Source organism: Kitasatospora sp. NPDC057936, assembly GCF_042887525.1.
Taxonomy (GTDB): domain Bacteria; phylum Actinomycetota; class Actinomycetes; order Streptomycetales; family Streptomycetaceae; genus Kitasatospora.
The window spans coordinates 10,328-21,552 of the sequence record NZ_JBHVPD010000140.1 but is presented as its reverse complement, the minus strand read 5'-3'; the positions used below and the strand labels follow the sequence as shown (position 1 = coordinate 21,552).

The following is an 11,225-nucleotide window of genomic DNA, read 5'->3' as shown; positions in this document are numbered from 1 at the left end:
GCCCCCGGTCGCGGCGCCCACCGCGTCCGCGTCCCCCGCCGCCCCGGCCCCGGAGCCGCCCGCACCCGCGGCACCGGCGCCTGCCCCGAGCAGCGCCGCACCGGCGCCCGTGCCACCGCCCGCCCCCTCCCCCAAGCCGACCCCGACGCCGACGCCGTCGTCCGTCCCGAGCCCGGCGCGCAAGACCACGCCGCCGCCCGCGACCACGAGCGCGCCGGCCCCCACGCCCACGCACGCCCGTCCGGTCGTCACACCGCCCGCCGTGCCGGTCCCCGAGACGCCGGTCGTGCCCACGCCCGAGGTGCCGCCCGTCCCGACCCCGACCGTGCCCGCGCCGACCGTGCCCCCGGTGCCGACGCCGACCGTCACGCCGCCGACGCCGCCCGGGCCCACCGACTTCTGGGCCGACTCGCTGCCCGTCCACAAGCCCGGCAACAACCGGGTCCCGCCGACCGGACCCGCCATCCGGCAGAAGGGCACGGACTGGTTCTGGCAGCACGACGGCGCCTGGATCGGCGGTGACCACCACCCGCACGCCCTCACCGTGCACGCCCCCGCCACCACGCAGATCGACCTCAACCGCGCCTGCACGTCCTTCGACGCCGTCGCCGGCCTCGACGACCTGACGGTGTCGCCCGGCGGCGTCGTCTTCTCGGTGCAGGGCGGCGACGGCAGCACCCTGTGGCGCTCCCCCGCGCTCGCGGCCGGGGACGACGCGGTGCCCGTGCACGTGCCCCTCGCCGGACAGACGTCGATCCGGCTGGTCGTCACGCCGGTGCACGGGGTCTGGTCGGCACTGAACGTGGCCGACTGGGCGGAGGCCCGCTTCAGGTGCTCGTGAACGAGCACTCCTGAAGCGGGCCTCCGGGGGCCGCCTGGTGGCGGTCAGATCGCGCAGGCGCCGTCCGCGCAGGCCTCCCCGGCCGGGGCGACCTGGACGGGAGCCGGCCTGCGCTCGCCGATCTCGGCGGCCACCTGCTCCAGCACCTGGCGGAAGGTCTCGGCCTCCTGGCCACCCTGCACCGCCCACTTGCCCTCGAACACGAAGGTCGGGACGGCGGTGATGCCCAGCTCCCGGGCCTCCGCCAGCTGCGCGCGCACCTCGGCGGTGCCCTCGTCGCCCGCGAGGTAGGCCGCCACGCGCTCGCGGTCCAGACCCGCGGCCACCGCGACGTCCGTGAGCGCGGCGCGGTCGCCGACGTCGACGCCGTCGGTGAAGTGCGCCTTCAGCAGCGCCTCCTTCAGCCGCCCCTGGGCGGCGGCGCCGTACTCCGTCTCCGCGAGGTGCAGGAGGCGGTGGCCGAGGAACGTGTTCGCGTGCAGCGCGGCGTCGAAGTCGTACGTGATGCCCTCGGCCCGGCCCAGCTCGGCGACGCGGGCGTCCATCGCGACGGACTGCGGGCCGTACCGCTCGGCCAGCCACTCCCGGTGCGGGCTCGCCGTCGCCGGCGCGTCCGGGACCAGCTGGTACGGCCGGTAGACCACCTCGACGCCCTCCTTGCCCGCGAAACCGTCCAGCGCCTCCTCGAAGCGGCGCTTGCCGATGTAGCACCAGGGGCAGGCGATGTCGGAGTAGATCTCGACCTTCATGACGGGGGCTCCAGGGGTGGGGATGCGTCTGACGAGATAGGTGAACGATGAACCATCTCGGGACATTCCCGACGACTCAGACCTGCGACGGCGCCGGCACCACCAGCACCGGGCAGGCCGCGTGGTGGACGGCGGCCGTGCTCACCGACCCCAGGAGCAGCCGGTTGAAACCGCCGTTGCCGCGGGTGCCGAGCACCAGGGTGTGCTGGCGGGCCGACGCCTCCAGCAGCACCTCGATCACGTTCCCCAGCACCACGTGCAACGACAACTCCCCCGCGTACGGGCGCGAACGCTGCTGCTGCACGGCGGCGACGGACCGGCGCAGACCGTCCGCCATGCTCTCCACCAGCGTCTCGACGCTCTCCTGCACCAGCTCCGCCATCCCGGGCGGGTAACCGGCCGGCGCCGGGTTCACCACCGCGAGGACGTACAGCGGCAGACCGAACAGCTCCGCCTCCGTCATCGCCCGGTCCAGCGCCCACAACGAACCGTCCGACCCGTCGCACGCCGCCAGCACCCCGGGCGGTCGCCCCGTCGGCGGCCGCCCGAGCACCGACAGCACCACCGGCACCGGCTCCTCCTGGCTCACCCCGACCACGACCGCCTCCTCACACCCGCGCCCAACGGCAACCCCGCCATCATCACCCGCCCCGCACGGGGGGCCACCGAGCCGCGCGGCGGGGGTGGGGAGATGGGAGCGAGGGCTCCTGCCGAGCCGGGCGGAGAGGCGAGCGGGAAGGCGAGCGGGGAGGCAGCCGAGTGGGCGCTGGGGTTGAAGCTCTCCGAGCCGCGCGGCGGGGGTGGGGAGATGGGGGACGCCCCTGGGAGCCGCGCGACGGGGCGGGCGGGGACGCGGCCGAGTGGGCGCTGGGGCGGACGCTCTCCGAGCCGGGCGGCGGAGTGTGGCCGGGCTCGGGCTCCTGCCGAACTGGGCAGAGAGGCGGGCGGGGAGGCAGCCGAGACGAGAGCTCCTGCCGAGCCGGGCGGCGGGGCAGGTCGGGTCGGGAGATGGCGGGAGGCGCGGGCTCCTGCCGAGCCGGGCGGAGAGGTGAGCGGCCCGCAAGGGGTGGTCGGGGGTCGCCGGCTTGCCGGTGGCCGGATGCGGCTGGTGGCGAGTCGGCCAAAGAGGCGGGGTGCGTGGTGATCGTGGTGCGCCTGGGTCGGACGAGGGCCGCGGGCGATCGGGGCGGGTGATGGCGAGGTGCTGCGCCCCAGCGGGGCGGGTGGTGGCGGGCTAAGGAGCGCGTGGTGATCGTGGTGCGCCTGGGCGGGTTGGGGGCCGGTGGGGGCGTGGGGCGCTTGGGATGCGCCTGGGTGCGTAGGGGTGGGGCGACGGCGGGCGGGGTTCAGGAGGTGAGGGCGGGATGCGTGGGCTGGGGGAGGCCGGTCCAGCAGGCGCCGTGGCGGCGGGCGCGGACGCGGCGGAGCCAGAGTTCAGTGGAGACCAGGTCGGCGAGGCCCGCGAGGGCGTGCGGCGAGCGGAGGGTGGCGGGGTCGGCGAGGCCGGCGCGGACGGCGGGGAGGTCGATGAGGCCGGCTTCGGCGAGGAGGGGGGCGTCGAAGAGCTCGGCCAGGCCGTCCGCGGCGAGGCGCAGGCCCGCGCGGGCGGGGGCGGTGCGGTCGGGGCGGGGGCCGCGGCCCCAGTCGGGCGGGAGGTCGGTGCGGCCGGCGCCGGTGAGGACGGCGTGCAGGAGGGCGTGCCGGGCCCCGGGCTGGAGGCGGACGTCGTCGGGGAGGAGGCGGGCGGCGCGGACCACCTGGTTGTCCAGGAAGGGGGCGTGGAGGCGCTGGCCCGGCTGTTCGGCCGCGTGGACGAGCGTGCGGAAGGAGTGCGCCTGCCGGTGGAGGGCGTGCCGGGCCCGCCGCGCGCCCGGGTGTTCCTCGGGCGCCGGTCTGCGCGCCGCCAGGCGGAGCCGCAGGGCGACCGCGGAGAGCGCGTCGTCGGAGAGCCAGCGGGCGGCCGGGCCCGGGACGCACCAGGCGAGGTCGCCGGCCGAGCGGTGACCCGCCGTGCCGCCGCCGTCGGGGACGTGCCGGGCCGTCAGCTTCGCCGCGGCGTCGTCCAGGGCCTCCGCGTAGCGGATCCGGGAGAGCCGGTGGGCGGCCCGGACGACGGTGAGCGGGGTGCGCAGCGCACCCGTGAGGACGCCGGCCGCGGCGCGGTCGACACCCGCCAACGCCGCGACGGGCGGCAGGAGTTCGCGGGGCCGGCCGGCCCGGATGAGGTCGGCGAGCCGGGCCGGGTGCCCGTCGAGGACCTGGCGGGCGCCGTAGCCGGTGAGGTGGTCGGTGCCGCCGGCGTCGAAGCGGGCCTCGGCGCGGGCGGCGGCGACGAGTTCGGGGCCGGGTTCGTCGGTGAGCCGCCCGGACTGCGGGTCGGTGCGCAGGCTCGCGTAGGGGAGGGCGTCGGGGCCAGGGTCGAGCACGGTGTGCCGCAGCCGGGGCGTGTCGGGGGCGAGCGCGAGAGTGGCCGGGGGTTCGGTCTCGCCGAGCGTGACGGCGGCGAGCTGTTCGGGGGCGGCGGGCTCCTGGGCGGCCGTACGGGCCCAGGAGCCCTTGACCGCGCCCGTCCGCGCACCTCCTGTCCGTGCGCCCGTCCGCACACCGCCCGTCCGCACGCCGCCTGCCGTCGCCGCGCCGGGCTCCTGCTCGCCGCCCGGAGGCGAGGCCGGCTGGGGCGCGGGCGGCAGCGGCACCGCGGCGGCGAGCAGGGCGACGGTCGCGGACGCCGTGCCGTACGAGAGGTCGACGCCGAGCCGGGGGCGGCCGCCGCCGGGCGGGGCGGGCGTGGTGGTGCGGACCCGGGAGCGGACGGATTCCAGCAGGGCGCGCGTGAGTTCGCGCACCGCGGGGGCCTCCCCGCGCGGCTGGTCGGCGCTGCCGCCGGGCTCGTCGTAGGGGTCGAGGTAGGGCCGGCCGCCGCGGACGGCGAGCACGTGGCCGGGCGGCACCCGCTGGACGCCGAGGTAGGGGGTGCCGGTGCCGAGGGCCTCGGGCGACTCGGGGCAGGCGAGCCGGGCGGCGAGGTGGCCGGTGTCGAGGGGCGCGCCGACCAGGTCGGCGAGCGGGAGGGCCGCGGTGGCGTACGCGGTGCCGCCGCACCAGGGGGTGTGGAAGACCTGCTGGGCGCCGGCCAGGTCGGTGAGCAGCAGGGTGGAGCGGGTGCCGGTGCGCAGCACGACGGTGTAGCTGCCGGGCCAGGCGGTGAGGTGGCGGACGGCGCCGCCGCGGGCGGCCGCGAGGCCGGCGGCGAGTTCGGCGTCGGTGGCGCCGCAGTGGCCGAGCACGGCGAGCCGGGTGGTGGCGGGGGTGTCCTCGACGGGGTCGGGGGCGGCGAACCCGCCGGTGACGGCGGCGCGGGCGCCGGGCCGCAGGGTGACGAGGCGGATCTCCTCGGGACGCCAGTCGCCCACCGCCCAGAGCGGGTTGGCGCCGGTCCAGAGGGCGTGCGCGGCGATCGGCGCGACCGTTGCGAGCGCTTCGTACGCCGGTGCGCCCGCACGGGGCGCGCCCGTGCTCCAGCCCGTCAGCCACCGCATCGCGCCTCCACCGGACGAGGACCTGCCGCCGTGCGGCACGTCCGCCGGCGGGCAGCCCCGGGCCGGCTCGTCGCGTGCGCCGCGGCGGCTGCCCGGTCCGTTCCGGCGCGCCGTCAGGAGACATCGTGCCACCGGTTGGCGCCGCGGTGACCGGTGTTGTCGGTTCCGGTTGCGCGCCGCGGGAGTTCGGAGCCCGGGCACGCGGAACGTGCGGGTCCGAAGCGACGGCGGCCGCTCTCCCCGGCGCGGTGGTCCGGCCGGCACCGACATGCGGCCGGATCCGTTCGGTGGGCGGTGGGCGTCGTTCTCCGCCGGGCGGGCCGGGCCTCCCCCTCCATGGCCCGGACCGCCCGCGAGGACGCCTTTGACATGGGCATCGCGAGATGGCCGAAAGGCGTCGTCGAGCCCGGGAGGGCATCCGCATGCCCTCCCGGACTTCGCCGCCACCCGCGGGGATTGAGGCGGCGGCATCCCCCGGCCCGCCGGGTCCTCGACGGCGGGCCGACCCACGACCACCAGCGAATCGCCGCGCCGCCGGTCGGGCCAGGGGGCACGGCCGGGCGCACGTGAACACGGGACCGGAGCACGACGCTCCGGCGCGCGGCGACCCCGGTCCGTTCCCGGCGGTCCCGGCCCGGTCCCGCGAACTCACCGCGCGGGGGCGCCGGGTGCGCGATCCCGCCATCCGGAATGAGGCCTCTTAACCGTCGGAACGCGTCCGACTACTCTAGGTACAGCAGCTACGGCCCGGTGCCGCCCGGGCCCCGCGCACAAGGCCGCAGGAGGTGCCGCCGCCACCATGACCGTCAGCCCACGAGGACCGAACGAACGGCTCGGCACGCTCCTGTCCCTCGCCCAGATCAGCAACGCGGGGCTGGCCCGCCGGGTCAACGACCTCGGCGCCCAGCGCGGGCTGACGCTGCGCTACGACAAGACCTCGGTGGCCCGTTGGGTGGGCAAGGGCATGGTCCCGCAGGGGCCCGTCCCGCACCTGATCGCCACCGCCATCGGCGGCAAGCTCGGCCGGCCCGTCCCGCTGGAGGAGATCGGGCTCGGCGACACCGACCCGGCACCCGAACTCGGCCTGGCCTTCCCCCGGGAGGTCTCCGAGGCGGTCCGCTCGGCCACCGACCTGTGGCGGGTCGACCTCGACCTGCGCCGCGGGCCCGGCGGCGGGCGCTGGAGCGACAGCCTGGCGGGCACCTTCTCGGTCGCCGCCTACGCGACGCCCGTCTCCCGCTGGCTGATCAACCCCGCGGACGGCTCGGTGGCCCGCGAGGTGCCGCGCGCCGCGAGCGAGTCGGCGCCCTTCCGGGTCGGCCACTCGGACGCCGCCAAGCTCCGCGAGGCCGCCCAGGAGGCGCGCCGCTGGGACTCCAAGTACGGCGGCGGGGACTGGCGTTCGTCCATGGTGCCGGAGTGCCTGCGGGTGGAGGCGGCACCGCTGCTGCTCGCCTCGTACAGCGACGCGGTCGGCCGGGCGCTGTTCGGCGCGACGGCCGAACTCACCAGGCTGGCCGGGTGGATGGCCTTCGACACCGGGCAGCACGAGGCCGCCCAGCGCTACTACATCCAGGCCCTGCGCCTGGCCCGGGCCGCCGCCGACGTGCCGCTCGGCGGCTACGTGCTCGCCTCGATGAGCCTCCAGGCGGGCTACCGCGGCTTCGCCGAGGAGGCGGTGGACCTCGCACAGGCCGCCCTGGAGCGCAACCGGGGCCTCGCCACCGCCCGGACGATGAGCTTCTTCCACCTGGTGGAGGCACGGGCCCAGGCCAAGGCCCGCAATGCGGCGGCGTGCGCGACGGCGCTCGGCGCGGCGGAGAGCGCACTCGAACGAGCGCGCGCCGGTGACCCGGATCCCTCCTGGATCGACTTCTACGCCTACGACCGCCTCGCCGCCGACGCCGCCGAGTGCTTCCGGGACCTCGGGGTGCCCGCCAAGGTGCGGCAGTTCACCCGCGAGGCGCTGGCCAAGCCCACCGAGGGCTTCGTCCGCTCGCACGGACTACGGCTCGTCGTCTCGGCGATGGCCGAGGCCGAGGCGGGCAACCTGGACGCCGCGGTCGCCGCCGGCGAGCGCGCCGTCGAGGTGGCCGGCCGGATCTCCTCGCAGCGCAGCCGGGAGTACGTGGTCGAGATGCTGCGCCGCCTTGAGCCCTTCCAGGGCGAGCGACGGGTCCGCGAACTGGCCGAGCGCGCCCGGGCGGTGATCGTCGCCCCGGCGTGACCGCCTCGCGCGCGCCGGGAGGCCGTCCACCGGTTCACGCACCCTCGACCGCTCCCGCCCGCCGTGGCAGCATCGGCGGCGAACTCGGCCCCGGGCCCGGCAACGGGCGGGGGCCGGCCGGGCGGACTGCGAGGAGCGGCAGTGACGTACGACTTCGACGTGCTGGTGGTGGGCGGCGGGATCGTCGGACTCGGGACGGCGTACGCGCTGACGGCGGCCCGGCCGGAGCTGCGGATCGCGGTGCTGGAGAAGGAGCCCGGCTTCGCCGCCCACCAGACCGGGCGCAACAGCGGGGTGATCCACAGCGGCCTCTACTACCGGCCCGGCTCGTACAAGGCGCGGTTCGCCGTCGCGGGCGCCGCCGAGATGGTCGACTTCTGCCGCGAGCACGGGGTCCCGCACGAGGTGACCGGCAAGCTCGTCGTCGCCACCCGCGCCGACGAACTGCCGCGGCTGGCGGCGCTGGCCGAGCGCGGGCGGGCGAACGGCATCCCGGTCACCGAGCTGGACCGGGCCGGGATCGCCCGCCACGAGCCGGAGGTCACCGGCCTGGCCGGCCTGCACGTCGCCACCACCGGCATCTGCGACTTCCCGGCCGTCGCCACGGCCTACGCCCGGCTGGCCCGGGAGGCGGGCGCCGTACTGCGGCCGGGCTGCGAGCTGCGGGCGGTGGACCGGCGGGCGGACGGGGTGACGGTGCAGACCTCCACCGGCGAGCTGCGCTGCCGGGTGCTGGTGAACTGCGCCGGGCTGCACAGCGACCGGATCGCCCGGCTGGCCGGCGACGACCCGGGCCTGCGGATCGTGCCGTTCCGCGGCGAGTACTACGAACTCGTCAAGGAACGCCGCGAATTGGTGCGCGGCCTGGTCTACCCGGTGCCCGACCCGGCGTTCCCCTTCCTCGGCGTGCACCTGACCCGGGGCGTCCACGGGGCCGTCCACGTCGGCCCGAACGCCGTGCCCGCGCTGGCCCGCGAAGGGTACGACTGGCGGACGGTCCGCCCGCGCGACCTGGCCGGCACGCTGGCCTTCCCCGGCACCTGGCGGATCCTGCGGCGGCACTGGCGGTACGAGGTCGGCGAGCTGCACCGCTCGCTGTCCAAGCGGGCGTTCACCACCGCCGTCCAGCGGCTGCTGCCCGCGGTGACCGCCGACGATTTGGTGCCGACCACCGCCGGGGTGCGCGCGCAGGCCGTCGCCCGGGACGGCTCACTGCTGGACGACTTCGCGTTCGCCGGCTTCGACCCGGCCGACCCGCGCTCCCCGCGCCGCCTGGTGCACGTCCTCAACGCCCCCTCCCCCGCCGCGACCGCCTCGCTGCCGATCGGCCGGGAGGTGGCCCGCCGGGCGCTGGCCGCGCTGGAGGCGGAGGAGTGAGCCGTACGGGGGCGATGCGGACCAGCGGCCCGGGGAAGGGCGGACGGGCGGCGCGCGGAGGGGCGGATGAGCCGCGTCACACGCCCCTCCGGCCGCCCCGCGCGGCCCCGTAGACTCGGGTGATTGTGACTGCCACCGCCCCCATCCCCCAGCAATCGCCGTCCGCCCGCCTGTCCGCCGCGCCGGCCGGCTACCCCGCGCCGATGTACCCGCACAAGGCGACCGAGGCCCAGCACCGCGAGCGGCGCATCCGCAGCTTCCAGCCGCGCCGGGGGCGGATGACCAACGCCCAGGCGGGCGCCCTGGACCGCGGCTGGGAGACGTACGGCATCCCCATCGACGGCACCCCGCTCGACCTGCGCGAGCTGTTCGGCGAGCTCCCGGTGACGCTGGAGATCGGCTTCGGCATGGGCGAGACCACCGCCGCGATGGCCGCCGCCGACCCGGCGAAGGGCATCCTCGCCGCCGACGTCCACACCCCCGGCCACGGCAACCTGCTCGGGCTGCTGGAGCGCGACGGCTCCCGGAACGTCCGGCTCGCCGCCGGGGACGCCGTCATCCTGCTGCGCGACATGCTGCCGGACGCCTCGCTGGCCGGCCTGCGGGTCTACTTCGCCGACCCGTGGCCCAAGCCCAAGCACCACAAGCGCCGGCTGGTCCAGTCCTCCTTCCTCGACCTCGTCCTGCCCCGCCTCGCCCCGGGCGCCCTGGTGCACTGCGCCACCGACTGGGAGCCGTACGCCGAGCAGATGCTCGACGTGCTGTCGGCGTCGCCGGAGCTGGAGAACCTGCACCCCGAGGGCGACGGCACCGGCTGGCTGGAGCCCGCCGACCACCCGGACGGCAGCCTTCCCGGGTACGCGCCGCGCCCCGACTGGCGGCCCGTCACCAAGTTCGAGCGGGCCGGCATCGCCAAGGGGCACGTGGTCCACGACCTGCTGTTCCGCCGCCGCTGAGCCGTCCGGGCCGTTCGAACGGCCCGGCCCCGGCCGCCGACGGGCCCGGCGCGCGCCGGACGATTCGTCCCGAGTCCTCCCTCCGGGCCCGTGCCGTGGCCTACCCTGAGCCGCGTGAGCAGCCCGTCGGGCGGCGGGTTCCGGTCCACCGTCCGGGCCGCCGCCGACGCACCGCAGACGGCTCCGCGCACCGGCGGCACCCGGACGATCCCGGGGCCGCGGAAGCGCCGGGTCCACCGGTTCCTGCCCTGGCCGGGCACCGGCCCGGCCGCCCTCCCGCGCGCCGGGCGCGGCCGTTCGCTCGCGCTCTCCTCCGTCACCGCGACCGCCGTGCTCACGCTGGGCGCGTGCGGGGTGCTGATCCTGCAGCTGGTCCGGCGGCAGACCGGCACGACCGGGCTGCTGGTCGGCCTCGGGCTCGCGATGGTGCCGCTGCCGTTCGTGCTCGGCGGCCTCGCCTGGCTCAACCTGACCGCCCGCGTGCCGCTGCGGCACACCGTGTTCTGCCTCGGCTGGGGCGCCTGCGCGGCGACCACCGTCGCGATCCTCGCCAACAACTGGACCAGCAGCCACCTCACCGGCCACCAGGGCCCGCTCGGCGAGCTGCTGGGCGCCGGCATCGTCACCCCGGTCATCGAGGAGACCGCCAAGGGCACCGCCCTGCTCGTCCTCCTGCTGCCGATCGGCCTGCGCCCGCGCTGCCACGGCCGCCGGGACGGGCGCCCCTGCGCGCCGCTGCTGCGCCGCCTGCCGAGCCCCCGGAGCCCACGCCCGTACGCGCGCCGGGCCGCCGGGCCGCACGCCCGCGAGCGGCTCGGGCTGCGCCCCTATCTGCGCCCCCTGCCCTACCTGCGGCCCGCCCCGCCGTCCACCGGCTCGGCCGGGCCCGGCCGGACGACGCGCTCCCGGCCGCGCACGCTGGCCGCCGGGGTGGTGCTCGGCGGGATGGCCGCGTGCGGGTTCGCGTTCACCGAGAACGCCCTCTACCTCGGCCGGGCCTTCTCCAGCGACCAGCAGCAGCGGCTGGACAGCATCGGCCTCGGCGAGCCGCCGAGCCTGCGCGACTTCGACAGCACCGTGCAGACCTTCGTCCTGCGCGGCCTGCTCTCCCCGTTCGCCCACCCGCTGTTCACCGCGCTGACCGGCCTCGGCGTGGCGGTCGCGCTCACCACCCGCCGCCGCTGGCTGGCCCGGATCGCCGCGCCGGTCGGGCTGCTGCTGGCGATGGCCCTGCACGGCATCTGGAACGCCGCCGCGGACCTGGGCACGCACGGGTTCCTGCTGGTGTACGCGGTGCTGATGGTGCCCTGCTTCGGTGCGCTGGTCGGCTTCGCGGCGTGGGCGAGGTCGCGCAGCGTGCGGCACGCGGCCCGGCGCCGCGGGCGCGCGGCGGGGCCGGGGTGACGCGGCGGGGCCGGGGTGACGCGGTCCCGCGGGTGCCGCCGGAGAACCGATTTCCCATTCGGGCGACTTCCCCGTACTGTTGGGTTCACCGACGCGGGGTGGAGCAGCTCGGTAGCTCGCTGGGCTCATAAC

Annotated in this window: 9 protein-coding genes; 5 read left to right on the top strand and 4 right to left on the bottom strand. The window is 77.4% G+C overall.

All coding sequences use genetic code 11. The features are described 5' to 3' along the window. Window positions 1-252, bottom strand: a 252-nt coding sequence (locus tag ACFVU9_RS42305) for a hypothetical protein (protein ID WP_387602849.1), incomplete at its 3' end; no start/stop codon positions are given. Window positions 253-262: 10 nt separating this feature from the next. Here ACFVU9_RS42305 and ACFVU9_RS42300 point away from each other — a divergent pair. Further along, entirely contained in the window at window positions 263-841 is a 579-nt protein-coding gene (locus ACFVU9_RS42300) for an NPCBM/NEW2 domain-containing protein (protein ID WP_387602847.1), read from the top strand. A gap of 44 nt (window positions 842-885) precedes the next feature. Here the strand turns inward: ACFVU9_RS42300 and ACFVU9_RS42295 are convergent, their stop codons facing one another. The 3 genes from ACFVU9_RS42295 to ACFVU9_RS42285 form a co-directional block, all read right to left on the bottom strand. Beyond that, on the bottom strand, window positions 886-1,590 hold the full coding sequence (locus tag ACFVU9_RS42295) for a DsbA family oxidoreductase (RefSeq protein ID WP_380436911.1): 705 nt from the start codon (window positions 1,588-1,590) through the stop codon (window positions 886-888). Between the two features lie 76 nt (window positions 1,591-1,666). Further along, window positions 1,667-2,188: a universal stress protein gene (locus tag ACFVU9_RS42290; RefSeq protein WP_380436909.1), complete on the bottom strand. Its 522-nt coding sequence runs from the start codon at window positions 2,186-2,188 to the stop codon at window positions 1,667-1,669. A gap of 748 nt (window positions 2,189-2,936) precedes the next feature. Continuing rightward, the gene (locus tag ACFVU9_RS42285) at window positions 2,937-5,129 is read right to left on the bottom strand and encodes an asparagine synthase-related protein (RefSeq protein WP_387602842.1); all 2,193 of its coding nucleotides are present in this window, start codon (window positions 5,127-5,129) and stop codon (window positions 2,937-2,939) included. Window positions 5,130-5,928: 799 nt separating this feature from the next. On the opposite strand from ACFVU9_RS42285, the gene ACFVU9_RS42280 reads away from it, so the two are divergent. From ACFVU9_RS42280 to ACFVU9_RS42265, 4 genes are all read left to right on the top strand, one after another. Further along, entirely contained in the window at window positions 5,929-7,356 is a 1,428-nt protein-coding gene (locus ACFVU9_RS42280) for an MFS transporter (protein ID WP_380436905.1), read from the top strand. Between the two features lie 141 nt (window positions 7,357-7,497). Beyond that, window positions 7,498-8,733, top strand: a complete 1,236-nt coding sequence (gene lhgO, locus ACFVU9_RS42275; protein WP_387602839.1) for an L-2-hydroxyglutarate oxidase — start codon at window positions 7,498-7,500, stop codon at window positions 8,731-8,733. Window positions 8,734-8,858: 125 nt separating this feature from the next. Further along, complete coding sequence (gene trmB, locus ACFVU9_RS42270) at window positions 8,859-9,689, top strand: tRNA (guanosine(46)-N7)-methyltransferase TrmB (protein WP_380436901.1); 831 nt, start codon at window positions 8,859-8,861, stop codon at window positions 9,687-9,689. Window positions 9,690-9,803: 114 nt separating this feature from the next. Further along, window positions 9,804-11,093, top strand: a complete 1,290-nt coding sequence (locus ACFVU9_RS42265; RefSeq protein WP_387602836.1) for a PrsW family intramembrane metalloprotease — start codon at window positions 9,804-9,806, stop codon at window positions 11,091-11,093. Window positions 11,094-11,225: the final 132 nt, after the last annotated feature.

What these genes read in the sequence shown, in the direction of transcription:
- ACFVU9_RS42295 (WP_380436911.1), bottom strand. Translation starts at nt 1,590, where the DNA reads ATGAAGGTCGAGATCTACTCCGACATCGCCTGCCCCTGGTGCTACATC.
- ACFVU9_RS42285 (WP_387602842.1), bottom strand. Translation starts at nt 5,129, where the DNA reads ATGCGGTGGCTGACGGGCTGGAGCACGGGCGCGCCCCGTGCGGGCGCA.
- ACFVU9_RS42280 (WP_380436905.1), top strand. Translation starts at nt 5,929, where the DNA reads ATGACCGTCAGCCCACGAGGACCGAACGAACGGCTCGGCACGCTCCTG.